Source organism: Chryseobacterium sp. JJR-5R (assembly GCF_034047335.1).
Classification (GTDB): Bacteria; Bacteroidota; Bacteroidia; order Flavobacteriales; family Weeksellaceae; genus Chryseobacterium.
On the sequence record NZ_CP139137.1, the window covers coordinates 757,980 to 773,681 of the forward strand.

A 15,702-nucleotide genomic window follows, 5' to 3' on the forward strand; every position below is an offset into this window, starting at 1 on the left:
TTAATAAGCCTAAAAGTGGAATTAAAACGGGTAAAACAGACAATTTAGAATCAATAAAAATAACACTTATTTCCTGGTTTTTCTAAGAAGGGAATACGCCATAAAAGAAACATAGGCGAACAGGATGCTGGCATAGACAATATTAACGGCAGTATTGATCCTGTCATTATCAGATTGTAAAAAAAAGTTGAACATAACAAACCCGGCGATTAATATACCGAAAATAATAAGCTGTGGTTTCATAATGTTTTTTATAAGGGTTGATGATCTCCGAGGTTTAATGAATAGGTCCTCCTTCTCTTATGGTTTACAGGGTTGTAATCCTGCCACAGTACCTGCACACTTTTATTTTCTTCCAGCTCGGGGTTGGTTTCGGCAAAATCAATTCCCATACTGGTAAACCGTACAAAGATTTCCTTAAAAATGATAGCGGTGACGCCGCGTCTCTGGTATTCGGGATGGATCCCGATCAAATAGAAATTGGCACGGTCGTTTTTACGGCTGGCCTGCAGGAAATGCCACCATCCGAACGGAAACATTTTCCCTTTCGATTTCTGTAATGCTTTTGAATAGGAAGGCATGGTAATGGCGAAAGAGACGAGTTCCTGATTTTCGTCAACTACACATATTACATAATTTTTATCGATAAAAGGGAAATATTTTTCTTTATACGTTTTAATCTGTTCGTCTGAAATCGGGGTATAGGTGGATAACGTCTTATACGTTTCATCCAACAGCTTAAACATCGGTTCCACATAAGGCAGGATCTCTTCTTTTGATTTGAACGGAAGAACTTTCAGCTTGTATTTCTGGGCAATCAGCCCGCTGAATTTTTCAACCCTTTCAGGTAAAATCTTAGGGAAATTCATCTCGAATTCTACCCATTCCTTTTCCTTTGTAAGGCCTAAGGCTTCCATGTGTTTCGGATAGTATTCATGGTTGTAAATCCCGATCATTGTGGCCAGCTTATCAAAGCCCATGGTGAGCATTCCCGCTTTATCAAGATTGGTAAAACCCATCGGTCCTTCAATTTTCCCGATGTTATGCTCCTTGGCATAATCAAGCGCTTTCTGAATTAACGCTGCCGAAACCTCTTTGTCGTCAATAAAATCTATCCAGCCGAAACGTACTTTTTTAATGCCTAATTCCTTCTCTTCCTTATGGTTGATCATTACTGCAATCCTTCCCACTACCTGAGCGTCTTTTTTAGCCAGGAACTGCTTGGATTCCGAGTAACTTAAGGCAGGATTTTCTTTGGGATCCCAGATCTTAAATTCATCTTTTATGAAAGAAGGCACATAATAAGGGTTGTTTTTGTATAAATCCATCGGGAATTTTACAAACTGTTTCAATTCTCCGGGTGTTTTTACTTCAGTAACTGATACTTTAGACATAGTTTAAAGGATAATTCTAGCACAAATATAATTAATAAAATTGTAATCCTTTGGCATAATTTTTCCATAATATGGGGTGAAAATATATTATAAGTAAGGTAAAGATGATAGGATATTATATAATTATCGGCGTTTCGATGCTGGTCAGCTGGTGGGTGTCATCAAGGCTGAAGGCAAAGTTCGAATATTACTCCAAAGTCCAACTTCGTAACGGGCTTTCCGGCAAGGAAATAGCAGAAAAGATGCTGAGAGACAGCGGGATCAACGATGTACAGGTTATTTCTGTTCCCGGACAGTTGACAGACCATTATAATCCGGAAAACAAGACAGTAAATTTATCAGAAGCGGTATACATGCAGCGAAATGCGGCTGCGGCTGCTGTGGCAGCCCATGAATGCGGACATGCCGTACAGCATAAAGTAGGGTATTCCATGCTTCAGCTGCGTTCCAGATTGGTTCCTGTAGTGCAGGTCAGCTCAAACCTGATGCAGTTCGTGCTGATTGCGGGAATTATGATTATGGTGGCCACGCAATCCGTTGACAATCCTGCCGGTAACCGGCTTGTACTGGGAATAGGAGTAATACTGTTTGCATTTACCACGCTTTTCGCATTCATTACGCTTCCGGTAGAATATGATGCGAGCAACAGAGCGATGAAATGGCTGAAGGACACCGGTACGGTAACATCAGAAGAGTATGTAGGCGTACAGGACAGTTTGAAATGGGCGGCAAGAACGTATGTGGTGGCTGCGCTCGGTTCACTTGCGCAACTGTTGTATTGGGCTTCTTTATTGATCGGAGGACGCAGGGACTAATTTTTTAAGCTTAAATGAAATATAATGCATCTCAGAAAATTTTCCGGGATGTTTTTTGTGTACATTCCGGCTGGATTCTATACTTTTGGCAGACCCACATCCCATCATTCCTAAATGTATAAAAAGAGAGTACTGTCAGAACAACAGCAGATGAACCGGCTGATTAAAACCATTGCGCTCTTATGGTGTATCACAAAAATATGGAGTTATAAAACCTGGGTCACAGACAGGCTGTATCCGGTAATTCCACCGGTGGATTTTCTGAAGTACGTGCCGGATTTTATGCATGTATTTTTGTTCGGGTTTTCTGTTGTTGCTTTACTGGCTCTGTTATTTGTTAAAGTAAGCCGGCTGCTCCTTATTCTCCTTTTTCTGTCTGAACTGTTAAGCTGTTCGCTGGATACCGTGCGGTGGCAGCCGTGGGAATATATGTACCTGTGCTTTCTTTTGATTGTTATCATTAATTTTCGCAAGCCTAAGCATATTATCATGCTCGGGCATTTATTTCTGGTCTCGGTTTATTTTTTCAGCGGCCTGCATAAGCTCAGCAGGGGATTTCTTTCTTCAATTTGGATGAATATGGTACTAACGGATTTTTTCGGTCTTTCCATGGAGGTTATCTTAAATACAAGCTCTATTTTATCGGATTGCTGATTCCTCTTGCAGAGATCCTTCTGGCCGTTCTGCTTTTTACCTCCAAATCGAAGCGGAAAATAAGTTATTTGCTGATTCTGATCCATATCGTCATACTGAGCAAAACCGGTTGAGCCTATACACAGGAAGATTCTTATGGCAAATAGTTATTGGATTCTGCTCTGGTTTGTTTTGCCTTTCCTGAGTTTTTCCGGAAACTGGTACCAGTATTTTTCATTTAACCTGTATTCCGGGAAAGGCGAGTATATGTATATTTATTTTTCAGAAAAAGAAAAAGAACTCAGTCCCTATTTTGAACCGGGATCTGGCAATACATATAAGAATAAGCCGTATATAAACCTGCAAAACTGGGCAATGAAAGAGATCCGGTCTGCTTCAGTTCCTGAAACACAGGTGCACCGGGAAATTGCAACTTCTTTAAGACGGAAATATCGTAATCATATTGTGAGGATACTGCTGTATGATCCACAGACCGGAAAAACAACGGAGCTGTAATTTCAGAAGTTTAAGTTCAGAGAATGGTAAAAAATTATACTTTATATTCCACAAACTGGAGATTTGTAAGGGCTTCCAGGATCTGGTCTTTGTCTTTCGATTTTATTCTGGCTGATATAACGGCCCTTTCCTGAGAATCGAAACTGATGATTTTTCCATCGAATTTTGAAAGCAAAGTAAAAATCGTATTCTGCTGGTTAAAGTTAAACCTGATTTCAATTTCTGTTTCCAGCTCTTTTATAATGATGCGGGCTTCTTCCAGGGTGATTTTAGCCGATTCCTTATAGGCTTTCACCAATCCCGAGACCCCAAGCTTTGTCCCGCCGTAATACCGCACCACGATAACCAGGACATTGGTAATGTCGTTTGCCAGGAGCTGGTTAAAAATAGGCAATCCTGCACTTCCGGACGGCTCGCCGTCATCATTGGCCCGGTAGTTTTCCCCGTTGGTCCCCATTCTGAAAGCATAACAGTGGTGCGTTGCTTTCGGATGTTCAGTTCTGATTTTTTCCAAAGCTCGCTTCAGTTCCGCTTCACCGGTAACCGGAAAAGCAAATCCGATGAACTTGCTTCCTTTTTCCTTTAATAAAGTGTTTTCTATAGGGGTTTCTATGGTTTTGTACTCAAACATTCTGCAAAGGTACTTTATAGAGGAAGTCCGGTCAAATAATTAAACTAAAAAAGAGAACTGCAAGGTTCTCTTTTTATTTTTATCAGCATGGGAAAGTTCCCTCAAGCCAGGGCGGCGGGCAGCTCATACTTGATGGGGTAGCGCAGCATCTCTGTAAATTTGCAGGATAGTAGGAACAGCATTGCGGAGCTATTCCTCCTGCTATATTTTTCAATTCTTCTCTGTGGATTTTTTTCAGATTTTTCATAGTCAAATTTTTCTAAAGTTCAATTGATGGAGCTGCACAGGCCTGTCCAAGCGGAATACATACGCCATTACAGTTGTAGGTCGTATGAGGGTTGCACGGGCAGACTCTTGTTCCGTCAAATAAATAATAACACTTTTCAACTGCTCCCTGAATGGATTTCAATTCTCTTTTTGATAATTTCTTAAAATTTTTCATGATACCAGGTATTAAATTTTTTATGAAGTTAAATAATTAGTATCAATAAACAGTGAAAAAATATCAAAATATGTATGTTAAAGTTTTGACTTTTATGGTTTTATAAGATTTTTCTCTGATAGAATCCGATTGTATTGTCTGAGAAGGTTTCAATTTTCGCCGGTACAAAAGGGAATTCAGGTGCTTTCGTGCCGTTCTCCAGGTACAGGTTTTCATTTTTAATGACCAGGGCTTCGTCCCAGAGATGCTCATCAATAAACTGCTGCAAAGTAAACCTTCCGCCCTCAATAATCACAGACTGGATCTGTTCCCTGTATAAAGCATCCGTTAAATCTGACAGGAAATTTTCCTTTCCGATTTTAATAAACCGGATGTTACTTTCAACGCTTTCTTTTACCGAGTTAAAAACCAGCGTTGAGGCTTCATTGTTATACATATTGAAATCTGCAGGAACTTTCAAATCAAAGTCAATTAAAATCCTTACCGGATTGGTTCCGGTAATATTCCTTACCGTGAGACTCGGGTTGTCATTGAGCGCTGTCTGTGTTCCCACTAAAATGGCATGTTCATCTGACCTTATCTGATGGACGAACTGATTGACGAGCGGATTGGAAATAGGGCAGGGCCTGAAATCCCTGTCCATAAACCCGTCTGCAGATTCCGCCCACTTCAAGATAATATACGGCCTTTTCTTTTCATGATACGTAAAAAACCTTTTATTAAGTTCGGTGCATTCTTTTTCCAGGATTCCTGAGACTGTTTCAATACCGGCTTCCTGAATAATTTTCCTGCCTTTTCCGTTCACTTTATCATGGGAGTCCATAGCTCCGATCACCACTTTCTTAAATCCGAGTTCTTTAATTTTTAAGGCACACGGAGGTGTTTTCCCGTAATGGGCACAGGGCTCCAGCGAAACATAGATGGTAGATTCCGGAATCAGGCTTTTATCGGCAACGGAATGGATGGCATTGATTTCCGCATGAGGTTCACCGGCCTTGTGATGATAGCCTTCCCCGATAATTTTCCCGTTGTGAACAATGACGCTTCCCACCAAAGGGTTAGGATAGGTTTTACCGGTGGCTTTCCGGGCCAGTTCAATGCATCTGCTGATATAAAATTCTTCCTGCATACTGAATGAATAGATAAAATGAAATGAAATGAAATGAAAAAGCGGAGTCAAATCGCTTTGCTCCGCCTTATGTAGATTGTTAAATATTTATTCTCCGGAGATGATATTGTGGAGATTTTGTTTCAAGGTTTCCAGATGGGCTTTCTTGTCATCAATCGAATTAAAGGTATCCCTCAGTAACGGGTTTTCCTTAGAAGGATTCTTAAAGAATGCCAGATTGTTCTCCAGTTTCACAATTTCGGCTTCAAGATCAGAAATCTGGTTCTTGATCTTCCTTGCCTTATCGGTCAGCTGGTTCTCGGATAAGCCTTCTTCTTTCAGGTCAAATTCGTTGATTTTATTAAGCTTGAGTTTCTCCCTAAGCGTTTTGTTGAACTCGGTGTTGATTGAGATTTTATCTCTCGGAACCTTCCCGATATTGTTCCACGCCGTCTTGATGGCTTCGATTTTCTCAACACTTCCTTCCTCATCGGAAACGGTTTTCAGCTCATCAAGAATCGTCTTTTTATTCTTGTAGTTTTCCTTCCAGTTATCCGTTGAGGCATTGCTTTTCTCCCTGTAGTTGTTGAAAAAGGTGTTGCAGGCATCACGGAATTCGTCCCAGATTTTATTGGTCATGCTTTTCGGCACATGCCCGATTTTCTTCCAGTCTTCCTGAAGTTTTTTGAACAGTGCAACGGAAACATCCCATTCTTCATTGTTCTGGTTGTCCTTTGCCATCTGGATCAGTTTCAGCTTTTCTTCCAGATTAGCCTGCTGGGATCCTTTTAATGATTTGTAATAGGTATTCTTTGTAGTATTGAATGTTCTGAGGATGGCTTTGAAATCATTCCAGTTCTGGTTGGAAAGCTTTCTCGGAACACTGCCTGTTTTAAGGAACTCTGAACGGAGGTCTTCCACCTGTCTGATGGAATTCTGCCAGTAGTTGTGGTTCGGGGTTTCCGCAGGCTCGGTAAGTTTTTTGATTTCGGCGATAATCTGGTTTTTCTTTTCAAGATTAGCGGCCTGTTCCGTTTCTATGGCTGCTGAAAGCTCGGATTTTCTTTCATGGATCTTATTTGAAATCTCCTTGAACTCTTCCCATGTTTTCTCACGGAATTCTTCAGAAACCGGCTCGGCTTCTTCCTTCCAGAGCTTGTGGAGGTACTGCAGTTCGTTAAGCGCTTTCTGGATCACCGGCTCATGTTCAAGCTGTTTTGCACGCTCAATGATGTGCTGCCTTTTCTCCAGGTTGTGGCTGTATTCCTGCTCCAGGAATTCTTTGTTTAGGTCCAGCATCTGATAAAACTGGTTCAGGTGATGGAAATAATTATTGTTAAGGATCTTGAATTCAGATTTCGCTACCTGTCCGGCTTTGGACCAGTCTTCTTTAATTTCCCTGATGGATTTGAAAAGATTGGTTCCCGGCTCCGAGTTGGTGTAAAGGTTTTTAAGCCTTTCAATGATATTCTGGCGGTATTCCAGGTTTTTATGCTGTTCCTCTTCCTGGCCTTTCTGGTAGGTGTCGTATTTCTCCCTGAAAATATTTACCAGGGCAGAAAACCTGGCCTGGGAAGGATGCTCGTAACTGAAATTTTCAGAAGCATTCCCGCCTTCCTCATACTCATGCTTTTTGTCTTCCACTTCATCATGGATGTAATGACTTGCTTTTTCCTTCAGCTGATTGAATTTCTTAAGGTTTTCCCCTGCATCCGGCGCATTGATGATTGTCTCCATTTCCTTCAGGGCATCATTTAAAGAGATCTCTGCCTCTGCAGCATGCTCTTCTTCGTGTTCCGCTTCTTCTTCATGTATGCTTTCAGGAGCGGGAACCGCATTTTCCGGTGTGTCCCCCTGCGGCAGTTCGTTAGAATTATTCTTCTCTTCGTTTTCAGAAAGGTTGTTTTCTGTAATCATAGCAAATCTTTTATGTGAGTGGCGTTAATTAAGCTTTAAATATAGGGTTAAAATGCCAATTAAAGGACTAATTTAGGTTATTTTTTTTGAAAATTCCAAATTTCCCAGGCTTTTTCTGCTTGCTGTTCAAGCATATAATATCCGTTCACTGTTTTCGCTCCTTTTTCTGAAGCTTTTGTGATGAACCGGGTATAATTAGGGTTGTAGATCAGGTCAATGACAAGGTGGTCTTCCGTAAGGCCTTCAAAAGGGAAATCCAGGCAGTCGTCGACATCAGGGAAGGTTCCCACAGGTGTGCACTGGATGATGATTTTATGATTTCCGATGGTTTCCTTATCCAGGTTTTCAAAATTCACTTCAGAGGTCCTTGCAACTGTAAGCGCACTGATTCCGTGTTTATCCAGCACATAGCGTACGGCTTTTGCCGCGCCTCCGTTCCCCAGGATCAGGGCGGTATTTTGATGGGGCTTTTTATGCAGGACCAGGGTTTTTTCAAAACCGAAAGCATCCGTGTTATAGCCTGTTTTCTTTCCGTTTTCAATCAGGATACAGTTAACGGCACCGATCTTTTGGGCTTCATCGCTCAGTTCATCCAGATATCCGATGATTTTCTCTTTATAAGGAATGGTTACATTGCATCCCACAATGCCGGGAGCGGAAAAAATATCCGGGACCTCCTCAATTTCCGCCACATCAAAAATATCATAGGAATACCCTTTCAGCATCAGTTTCTGAAACTTGTTTTCAAAGAACTTCTTCGAAAAGGAATAGGCAATGTTCTTCCCGATCAGGCCTAATTTTTTATTGGAATCCATACTTTCAAAAATAAAAAAAAGACCGGAAAAACCGGCCTTTATGATAAAATATTTTTAGCAGTCTGTTATTCTATAATGAATTTTGCAGAAAAGCTGTCAGCGGTAAGGATATAATTTCCTTTTACCAGACCTTTAAGATGAATCTTATTGGAATTTTTAAAAGGGTTTTCCACCGTCTGGATCAGTTTCCCTGAAAGGTCATAAATCTGTGCTTTTGAGATCCTGTTCAGGTTATCTCCTTTTACATACAGCTCATTGTTTTTTACAGGATTCGAATAGATCGTAAAGCCTGATTTGGTTTTTACAGCTTCTGTAGTGCCTAAGGTAGCGGAGCACGTCCAGCTTAGATCATCGATAGAAACTCTGTTGCCATTGACAGGATTTACAATACTGATTACGAAATTTCCGCTTATGTTTATATTATTGATGGTGACCAAAGCGTTTGAGGTATTGGTATAAGGGATGGTACCCACTGTGATGTCGTTAACCTTAACATCCAGACTGCCTGAAGTTCCTGAGAATTCCAGTTGTGCCTTTGCCGTCAGGCTTTGAATTCCTCCACTGATGGTGGAACTCGTAAGGTTTCCGTTTCTGATGGTAATTGCTTTATTGCCTGATCCGTTGATGTCTTGGTCAGTTCTGGCATCAGTAGCGGTCCAGGTTATATTGTTATTGGTCCAGGTTCTTGTTGCGTAGCCTGATGCACTTGCCGGGATGTTTTCAAAATCTTCCGTACCGCAGCTTGTATTACCTCCGCCCGGCTGTCCGCCCGCAAGGGTAGTCTCTGTTGCCGTGTTACTTGCGGCAGAGGCATTTCCTGAAGCATCATTTGCAATGATGTAAAACGTATATGTCGTAGAAGGGTTCAATCCTGAAACGGTAGCCGTTGTTGCCGAAACACTTGAGTACAGAACTCCGTTCACATAAATATCATATCCGGCAACTCCTGTATTATCCGTAGATGCGGTCCAGCTTAATGAAATGGAGTTTGAAGAAGGGTTGCTGGCTGTTAAATTAGCAGGGGTTGTAGGAACCTCGGTATCAGGAACAATATTTCCCCATATCTGGGCCACGTATTCCGGATGGTCGATAAAAGGGTTTCTGTTTCCCTGGTATGCATACGATGCATTGTTTCTGGCAATTTCAGTCGCAGAAACCGGGTCTGCGGCACTCCAGGCCAGTAACTGGTTAAGTTCCCAGGTCTGTAATCCCGGAAATGCAGAGCCTCCGAGCATGTTTCCGGAACTGAAGCCGGCAAGCTGTGTCTCGTATCTTGTTACAAAATAAAAGATCATTCTGGCAATGTCTCCTTTAAAAGCATCGATCGGCTCGAAAACAGTCCCGGAATACCCCGGAGAAACCGAAGTTCCGAGTTTTGACCCGTTCTGGGAAGTGTAAGAAGTTGAGCCTACTTTACCAAAAGGATAGTTGGATCTCATTCCGTTCACTTTTCCGTCAGTGGCACGTATAAAATGGATGTCCGATTTCATTGGAAAAGCTTCGCTGAATAAACTTTGGGGCACTACATGTTCCCTGTTGTAGCAGTCTCCTTCGTTAGTATAGCCTGAGCCGCCGCACTGGGTAGTGCCATAAGTGAAATTGTAAGGATCTGTGCCGTTCGGGTTTTCAGAATACATATCCATAATGGTCCCGTCGTTTTCATATCCTGGAATTCCTGAAAGGTTATCCCGGTCCGTAGTCTGGTAACCTGTCCATAATCCGCCGTATCCATGGTCAACATGGCCGTTGGTAATGATCTGTTTCAGTTTGGATTTTAGGGGTGCACCGCTAAGGCCTGACGTTCCGTCATAATAACCTGTCGGGATCTGGGCAAAGGCACTGATGAATGCCATGCTCATTAAAAAAGAGAGTAAAGTCCGCTTCATTTTTTTTATTTTGGGGCACAAAGGTACGAAAAAATGAATGTTATTATGTTAACTTTTGGTAATATACTCCCTGCTGGTTTTTGAAAATACCCACGAAATACCGAACCCGAAAAGGGCTGCCGTCAGGGATACCGTAACGTAATTTTTCCCGACAATTTTCACCGGGAAAGGCAGTGTTTCATTGGCTTTAAAGAATTCCGTGTACTGCTGGAAATAGCAGAGTGCCGTTCCCAGGATCAGTCCGGAAATAATCCCGAGCACCACGATCAGTATGCCGGTATAGAAATAGATCTGCCTCAGGTGGCTTAACGGGAACCCTAATGAAATCAGGGATTTTGCCTGCTCCTTTTTATCCAGCTGCAGGATGATGATGGCACCTGCCAGGTTAAAGGTGGTGATGAAAATCACCAGTGCAAAAATAAGGTAGATGAACAGTTTTTCCGTATTGATCATTTTCCAGAATGCCGCATTTTCCTCTTCCTTTGTCTTGACCTCAATATTTTTACCCAGCGCAGACAGGAGCTGTTGTTTTACTGTTGCCGTATTCTCAGGATTTCTGAGTTTGATCACAATCTGGTACGCTGAATGTTTTGGCAGGTTTAACAGTTCTTCCGTCAGCTCAATAGGAGAGATGATATAATTGTCCAGCTGGTCTTTTCCGGGGAAAACGCCGGTAACGAGGATATCCTTTTTATGGTAAATGTCTTCTTCTTTGTTGATGATCCCTGTCCCTGCTTTAGGCATAAAGATCGTTGCGTAGGCCGTACTGGATGGTACGGGAACCGACAGCCTGTTGTCCAGGGAATTCTCCATCAGGACTTCATTGGAATATTTAAAGCTCGGGTAGGATCCGTAGAATACATCTTTGTTGATTGGGTTCACCTGCGTATAGGCGGAATCAACGCCTCTCAGATAGGCGATATCGCCTTTTCCGTTGTAGCTGATGTACACCTTTTCCTCAATGACCCTTGAAAAATGGCTGACTTCTTTATTGCTTTTGAGGGCAGCACTGATCTTATCGAAATCCTTTAGTGTTTTCCCGGCTGTGCTTTTAAGCGTAAGGTCGGCATGCAGGTTGGAGATCAGGTCTTTGTTGAGGTCTTCCAGTCCTGAAAATACCGAAATGATCACGAACATTGCAGTAACGGCTACCGTCATGGCACCTACAGCCAGCCACGTAATAAACGTAACGGCAGTGCTCCCTTTTTTTGACAAAAGGTAGCGGGAAGCGATATAAAATGCAATGTTCTTCAAGTCTTATAAAATAGGGTTGTCGCCTTCGCCTCTCAATTCGCGCTCCAGTTTCTCAACATCATCAAGAGCGGTATCCAGGTAGAAATTCAGGTTGGGGATTACCCTTACCTGCTTGGCCATTTTCTGGCCGAGGAAATTCCTGTACTGGGCTTTGTTCTCATCGATCTCCTTCATCACGGCAGAACGGAATTCCTTCGGGAAGATGCTCAGATAAATCTTTGCAATCCCAAGATCCGGGGTTACCTTGACATCCGAAACGGATACCAGGATGCTCTGTTTGCTTTCTGCAGCCTGTTTGCGGAACAGCTCCGCGAAATCTTCCTGTATGATCTGTGCTACTTTTCTTTGTCTGTTGCTTTCCATAAGTCCTGCAAATTTAGTATTTTTGTTTGAATTGATCCTTTGAAAATACCGGGCTTTATTAAATTTACCACTTAATTGATATAATTGTTTATGAAATTGGAACATATCGGCATTGCCGTAAAATCTCTGGGCGTTTCTGATGAACTGTTTGCGAAACTTTTGGGAAAGGAATCCTATAAACAGGAATCCGTGGAACGGGAAGGGGTTGTTACCTCATTTTATGCCGCCGGGGAATCCAAAATCGAGCTGCTGGAAGCCAGTAAGGAAGAAAGCCCGGTTGCTAAATTTATCGGTAAGAAAGGTGAGGGCATCCATCACTTGGCTTTCGGGGTGGAAAATATCCTGGCAGAAGTGGAACGGTTAAAAAAAGAAGGGTTTCAGTTTATCTCCGAAGAACCGAAAGAAGGCGCTGATAACAAGCTGGTTGTCTTCCTCCACCCGAAATCCACCAACGGGGTACTGGTAGAATTGTGTCAAGAAAAACCATAAAAAATTTTGTAGTGCCGGAAATTTTACTATTTTTGCAATCACAAAATTCAACCAATTTTGAGGTCCTATAGCTCAGTTGGTTAGAGCACCTGACTCATAATCAGGTGGTCCCTGGTTCGAGCCCAGGTGGGACCACGAAAAATCAGACACTTACAAGAATGTGAGTGTCTTTTTTTATATTATTGCAAGAATTCTTATTTCTGAATATACTATTTATAAGTTGTTTGTTAAGTTAAATACAGAATTTTTTTCCGAACGATATTTATTTTTCGTAATAAACCTCACTTATGATAAAAGTTTTATCATCGAAAGGTTCTCTCGGATATGGGTTAATATCCTCACCTGAACCTATATGCCATATTTCTATATCAGGAAACATATAAACATCATTTTATTAAAATTTAAAACTAATTAGTAACACGACAAGTTTTGTCGTTACCCTATCCTACATTTGGATAAAATTAATTGATATGAAAAAAAGAATTTAATTAAAGGTCTTGATTTATTGAAATATCAAAAAAATATTTAAGCTCGATTTTTAAAGCTGTACAAAGTACAATGGCAGTCTTAAAGGTGATGTTGGTTCTGCCATTTTCAATTCTGGAAATAGCAGTTTTCTCCAAATCACACAGAGAAGCCAAGTCAGTCAAAGAATACCCTTTGGATTCTCTGATGCTTTTAAGCCTCTCTCCCAGATTCTTTTGATAGGACGTAAATTTGTTAGGGTCTATTGACATTGATGTCAATATTATCTTTTATATTTGCTTAGTGGGTAAACATTAATGTTTACAGTGATGGGAAACCGTTTTTACTTTTGTAGAAATTTTTGTAAAATTGCAACCACCAAAACACACAAATTATTAATATCTATGATGAAAAAATTACAAGTTTTGAGCTTGTTGTCTCTAAGTTTATATGGAGTTGGGCAGATTCCCAATTTTCCCACCTCCCAAGCTTCTAATCCAAGTAATCTGGGTAACTTTTCCAATCCAAACTATGGAAGCCCAGCAAGGTCAAATGTTCCCTCTGTTCCTCATGGTGGTTTGTATAATCAAAGAAGTTCACAAATAGACCAGCAGAATATGAGAATGGTTCAAGAGGATTTTAAGAGAGTAGCTCAGGAGCAGGAAGCCAGAAGTAAACAGGAAGAATACAACAGGCTACAAACCACAGAAGATTCTTATTACAATTTACCCTCTTTATCAGGAAAAGTTGGAACACAGTCTTATTATGATGCTTACAATCAATTAGCCTCACTTAATACTGACAACTACACAGTAAGTGAAGCCAATTTCATTGTGGAAAATGCTTACTACGGAGGCAAACAAAATTTTAATAAATTTAAATCTGGAATTCAGAAAACTGCAAAACAGCTCCTGCAGAAAATGAAAGAAAGAAAAGAGGACACGGAAAGCAACACATATAAAAATCTGATGATATTTGAATACTTTTCTAAAGACATGAAGCTTGGAGGGGTTCAACATAAAGCTTATAAATATGATTTTGAGGATTATATGGGGCAAAAAGACCATTCCAAGATGTTTGTTTCCAAACTGCTAAAAACTGGTTCAGGACAATGTCATTCCATGCCTTTATTGTATCTTATGCTGGCAGAAGAAATGAATACAGAAGCATCTTTAGCCTATGCACCTAATCATACTTACATTAAGTTTTTGGATGAAGAGGGAGAATGGCAGAATGCAGAGCTTACCAATGGCATTTTTACTGCTAATTCATTGATACTGGAATCAGGCTATATAAAATCTGAAGCTTTACAGAATGACATTTACATGAAAAGCCTGAGTAAAAAAGAATTGTTAGCACAGTTCTATGCAGATTTAGCCAATGGGTATGCTCATAAGTATGGTATGGATGAGTTTGTGGGAAAAACTTTAGATAAAGCACTGGAATACTCTCCCAATAACATTTATGCCAATCAACTTAAATCTATGTATCAACAGGCAAGGTTGACTTATGTAGTCAATCAATTAGGAATTAAAGACCTTGAAAACCCAGAGGAACTCCAAAACATTAGATTTTATCCTAAAGCATTGGCTTTACTACAGGAAACCAAAGCCCAATTTAACAATATTGATAACTTAGGATTTGTAATGATGCCCGAAGGAGCATACGAGCAGTGGTTAGGCAATATGAAAGGGGAATCTAATAGACAGAAAAGTGAAGAACTTGCTGAAAGAATGAGACAGGTTAATGCTGAAAAGCAAAAGCAAAAACAACAGGAAGCCCAGAAACAAAAGAAAAAAGAATCCGAACAGTCTAAAGAGAAAGCCCAGTATTTCCCAATAGACCCAAAACATTTATAATGAAAAAACATTTACCATATAGAACCTTATTCCTATCTCTACTATTTTTATGGCTGAGTGCTGGAACAGCTAAGGCACAAAACAACCAGTTTTATAACGAAGCCTACCAGACTATTGATAACATGCTGAATGATAAACAGCAATACAGCTTCAAAGAGGCTGTTTTTAGTGTAGAAAATGCTTACTATCAGGGTAAGTTGGATACGGACAAATTAAATCAAGAAATAGCCTTTTTAAAGGGCTTTGCCAATGCTATTGTTCAGAGTAGAGATTTAACCTATAAACAATCAGATAAAGAAAAGGTAAGCAAGTATGCAGCAGTCTATTCCATCATGTGCCAGACCCTGCCTATTGCTATTAAAGATACAGTAATCCAGTACAAACCTTTCAACTATGATTTTGAGGATGTATTTGGACATAAAGACATTACTAATCTGTTTGTATCTAAACTTCTGGCTACCAAAAAAGGGAACTGTAATTCTATGCCTTATCTGTACAAGATTTTAGCTGAGGAATTAGGAATAGAAGCTAATCTGGCATTAGCACCCAACCACGTTTACATCAAACATCAAATCAAGTCTGATGGCTGGTATAACACAGAGCTTACCAGTAGTATATTCCCACAGGATTCGTGGTTAATGGCTTCGGGATTTATTCATTTGGATGCCATAAAAAATGGAGTGTTTATGAAAGCCTTGAGCAACAAAGAAAGTCTTGCTTTATGTCTTTTTGATTTATCACAGGCATATAACCGAAATTTTCCTGACAATGATGGAGAGTTTGTATTAAAAACCATAAACAGAGCATTGGAAGTTTATCCCAACTTTGCTAAAGCCTTAATTCTGAAAGCTGAAACTCACAAGGCACAGTTTGAAAAGTTTATGGATAAACAAAATCTGAGTTCCACTAATCCTGAAAACATAAAAAATGCTCAACAAGACCCAAAAGCTAAAGAAATCATGGAGCTAATGACTAAACAATACACTCATATCTATGAGCTTGGTTACAGGCAAATGCCAGAAGAAATGTATCTGGATTGGTTAGTTTCCTTAAAAACAGAAAGAGAAAAATACGAGAATAAAAAATTATTAAATAACTTTACGAAATAACAAATG

The 15,702-nt window shown here is 40.4% G+C and carries 18 protein-coding genes and 1 tRNA gene; 7 read left to right on the forward strand and 12 right to left on the reverse strand.

Translation table 11 applies throughout. The annotated features are described in order from the left end of the window. Positions 1 to 66: 66 nt before the first annotated feature. Complete coding sequence (locus tag SD427_RS03555; RefSeq protein ID WP_320559925.1) at positions 67 to 243, reverse strand: hypothetical protein; 177 nt, start codon at positions 241 to 243, stop codon at positions 67 to 69. 8 nt (positions 244 to 251) lie between these two features. Continuing rightward, entirely contained in the window at positions 252 to 1,394 is a 1,143-nt protein-coding gene (locus tag SD427_RS03560) for a GTP cyclohydrolase (protein WP_320559926.1), read from the reverse strand. Positions 1,395 to 1,498: 104 nt separating this feature from the next. On the opposite strand from SD427_RS03560, the gene SD427_RS03565 reads away from it, so the two are divergent. The 3 genes from SD427_RS03565 (at position 1,499) to SD427_RS03575 (ending at position 3,358) form a co-directional block, all read left to right on the forward strand. After that, positions 1,499 to 2,209, forward strand: coding sequence for a zinc metallopeptidase (locus SD427_RS03565; protein ID WP_320559927.1), 711 nt, complete (start codon positions 1,499 to 1,501; stop codon positions 2,207 to 2,209). Between the two features lie 114 nt (positions 2,210 to 2,323). Beyond that, positions 2,324 to 2,863 (forward strand): hypothetical protein, encoded by a 540-nt coding sequence (locus SD427_RS03570; RefSeq protein WP_320559928.1) that lies wholly within the window; start codon positions 2,324 to 2,326, stop codon positions 2,861 to 2,863. A 135-nt stretch (positions 2,864 to 2,998) separates the two neighbouring features. Then, a complete protein-coding gene (locus SD427_RS03575) occupies positions 2,999 to 3,358 on the forward strand; it encodes a hypothetical protein (protein ID WP_320559929.1) in 360 nt (119 codons plus the stop codon). Positions 3,359 to 3,392: 34 nt separating this feature from the next. On the opposite strand, the gene SD427_RS03580 is transcribed toward SD427_RS03575, so the two are convergent. From SD427_RS03580 to SD427_RS03615, 9 genes are all read right to left on the reverse strand, one after another. Beyond that, entirely contained in the window at positions 3,393 to 3,989 is a 597-nt protein-coding gene (locus SD427_RS03580) for a YigZ family protein (RefSeq protein ID WP_320559930.1), read from the reverse strand. Positions 3,990 to 4,071: 82 nt separating this feature from the next. Beyond that, positions 4,072 to 4,236, reverse strand: a complete 165-nt coding sequence (locus SD427_RS19030; protein WP_414017706.1) for a bacteriocin-like protein — start codon at positions 4,234 to 4,236, stop codon at positions 4,072 to 4,074. A gap of 12 nt (positions 4,237 to 4,248) precedes the next feature. Then, a complete protein-coding gene (locus SD427_RS03585) occupies positions 4,249 to 4,431 on the reverse strand; it encodes a bacteriocin-like protein (RefSeq protein WP_320559931.1) in 183 nt (60 codons plus the stop codon). Positions 4,432 to 4,531: 100 nt separating this feature from the next. Beyond that, complete coding sequence (gene ribD, locus SD427_RS03590; protein WP_320559932.1) at positions 4,532 to 5,560, reverse strand: bifunctional diaminohydroxyphosphoribosylaminopyrimidine deaminase/5-amino-6-(5-phosphoribosylamino)uracil reductase RibD; 1,029 nt, start codon at positions 5,558 to 5,560, stop codon at positions 4,532 to 4,534. An 87-nt stretch (positions 5,561 to 5,647) separates the two neighbouring features. Beyond that, positions 5,648 to 7,456, reverse strand: a complete 1,809-nt coding sequence (locus SD427_RS03595; RefSeq protein ID WP_320559933.1) for a DUF349 domain-containing protein — start codon at positions 7,454 to 7,456, stop codon at positions 5,648 to 5,650. A gap of 77 nt (positions 7,457 to 7,533) precedes the next feature. Continuing rightward, positions 7,534 to 8,271, reverse strand: a complete 738-nt coding sequence (gene aroE / locus SD427_RS03600; RefSeq protein ID WP_320559934.1) for a shikimate dehydrogenase — start codon at positions 8,269 to 8,271, stop codon at positions 7,534 to 7,536. Positions 8,272 to 8,336: 65 nt separating this feature from the next. Continuing rightward, positions 8,337 to 10,157 carry an endonuclease gene (locus SD427_RS03605; RefSeq protein WP_320559935.1) on the reverse strand — a complete coding sequence of 607 codons (1,821 nt, stop codon included), beginning with the start codon at positions 10,155 to 10,157 and terminating at the stop codon, positions 8,337 to 8,339. A 48-nt stretch (positions 10,158 to 10,205) separates the two neighbouring features. Next, positions 10,206 to 11,411, reverse strand: a complete 1,206-nt coding sequence (locus SD427_RS03610) for an ABC transporter permease (protein ID WP_320559936.1) — start codon at positions 11,409 to 11,411, stop codon at positions 10,206 to 10,208. 3 nt (positions 11,412 to 11,414) lie between these two features. Then, a complete protein-coding gene (locus SD427_RS03615) occupies positions 11,415 to 11,774 on the reverse strand; it encodes a ribosome-binding factor A (RefSeq protein ID WP_320559937.1) in 360 nt (119 codons plus the stop codon). Positions 11,775 to 11,864: 90 nt separating this feature from the next. On the opposite strand from SD427_RS03615, the gene mce reads away from it, so the two are divergent. Both mce and SD427_RS03625 read left to right on the forward strand, forming a co-directional pair. Then, positions 11,865 to 12,263 carry a methylmalonyl-CoA epimerase gene (gene mce / locus SD427_RS03620; RefSeq protein WP_320559938.1) on the forward strand — a complete coding sequence of 133 codons (399 nt, stop codon included), beginning with the start codon at positions 11,865 to 11,867 and terminating at the stop codon, positions 12,261 to 12,263. Between the two features lie 61 nt (positions 12,264 to 12,324). Then, positions 12,325 to 12,398 (forward strand) — tRNA-Ile (locus tag SD427_RS03625). 353 nt (positions 12,399 to 12,751) lie between these two features. Here SD427_RS03625 and SD427_RS03630 read toward each other — a convergent pair. After that, positions 12,752 to 13,000 (reverse strand): helix-turn-helix transcriptional regulator, encoded by a 249-nt coding sequence (locus SD427_RS03630; protein WP_320559939.1) that lies wholly within the window; start codon positions 12,998 to 13,000, stop codon positions 12,752 to 12,754. A 132-nt stretch (positions 13,001 to 13,132) separates the two neighbouring features. Between SD427_RS03630 and SD427_RS03635 the strand changes: the two genes are divergently transcribed. Together SD427_RS03635 and SD427_RS03640 are read left to right on the forward strand one after the other, a co-directional pair. Beyond that, positions 13,133 to 14,587: a hypothetical protein gene (locus tag SD427_RS03635; RefSeq protein WP_320559940.1), complete on the forward strand. Its 1,455-nt coding sequence runs from the start codon at positions 13,133 to 13,135 to the stop codon at positions 14,585 to 14,587. Further along, a complete protein-coding gene (locus tag SD427_RS03640; protein ID WP_320559941.1) occupies positions 14,587 to 15,696 on the forward strand; it encodes a hypothetical protein in 1,110 nt (369 codons plus the stop codon). Before SD427_RS03635 ends, SD427_RS03640 begins: the two co-directional genes overlap by 1 nt. Positions 15,697 to 15,702 lie beyond the last annotated feature (6 nt).

Bases quoted from the DNA above. Each gene is read 5' to 3' on its own strand.
- SD427_RS03595 (WP_320559933.1), bottom strand. From the start codon at position 7,456: ATGATTACAGAAAACAACCTTTCTGAAAACGAAGAGAAGAATAATTCT.
- SD427_RS03635 (WP_320559940.1), top strand. From the start codon at position 13,133: ATGATGAAAAAATTACAAGTTTTGAGCTTGTTGTCTCTAAGTTTATAT.
- aroE (WP_320559934.1), bottom strand. From the start codon at position 8,271: ATGGATTCCAATAAAAAATTAGGCCTGATCGGGAAGAACATTGCCTAT.
- mce (WP_320559938.1), top strand. From the start codon at position 11,865: ATGAAATTGGAACATATCGGCATTGCCGTAAAATCTCTGGGCGTTTCT.
- SD427_RS03615 (WP_320559937.1), bottom strand. From the start codon at position 11,774: ATGGAAAGCAACAGACAAAGAAAAGTAGCACAGATCATACAGGAAGAT.
- ribD (WP_320559932.1), bottom strand. From the start codon at position 5,560: ATGCAGGAAGAATTTTATATCAGCAGATGCATTGAACTGGCCCGGAAA.
- SD427_RS03580 (WP_320559930.1), bottom strand. From the start codon at position 3,989: ATGTTTGAGTACAAAACCATAGAAACCCCTATAGAAAACACTTTATTA.
- SD427_RS19030 (WP_414017706.1), bottom strand. From the start codon at position 4,236: ATGAAAAATCTGAAAAAAATCCACAGAGAAGAATTGAAAAATATAGCA.
- SD427_RS03585 (WP_320559931.1), bottom strand. From the start codon at position 4,431: ATGAAAAATTTTAAGAAATTATCAAAAAGAGAATTGAAATCCATTCAG.
- SD427_RS03575 (WP_320559929.1), top strand. From the start codon at position 2,999: ATGGCAAATAGTTATTGGATTCTGCTCTGGTTTGTTTTGCCTTTCCTG.
- SD427_RS03570 (WP_320559928.1), top strand. From the start codon at position 2,324: ATGTATAAAAAGAGAGTACTGTCAGAACAACAGCAGATGAACCGGCTG.
- SD427_RS03605 (WP_320559935.1), bottom strand. From the start codon at position 10,157: ATGAAGCGGACTTTACTCTCTTTTTTAATGAGCATGGCATTCATCAGT.
- SD427_RS03565 (WP_320559927.1), top strand. From the start codon at position 1,499: ATGATAGGATATTATATAATTATCGGCGTTTCGATGCTGGTCAGCTGG.
- SD427_RS03640 (WP_320559941.1), top strand. From the start codon at position 14,587: ATGAAAAAACATTTACCATATAGAACCTTATTCCTATCTCTACTATTT.
- SD427_RS03555 (WP_320559925.1), bottom strand. From the start codon at position 243: ATGAAACCACAGCTTATTATTTTCGGTATATTAATCGCCGGGTTTGTT.
- SD427_RS03560 (WP_320559926.1), bottom strand. From the start codon at position 1,394: ATGTCTAAAGTATCAGTTACTGAAGTAAAAACACCCGGAGAATTGAAA.
- SD427_RS03630 (WP_320559939.1), bottom strand. From the start codon at position 13,000: ATGTCAATAGACCCTAACAAATTTACGTCCTATCAAAAGAATCTGGGA.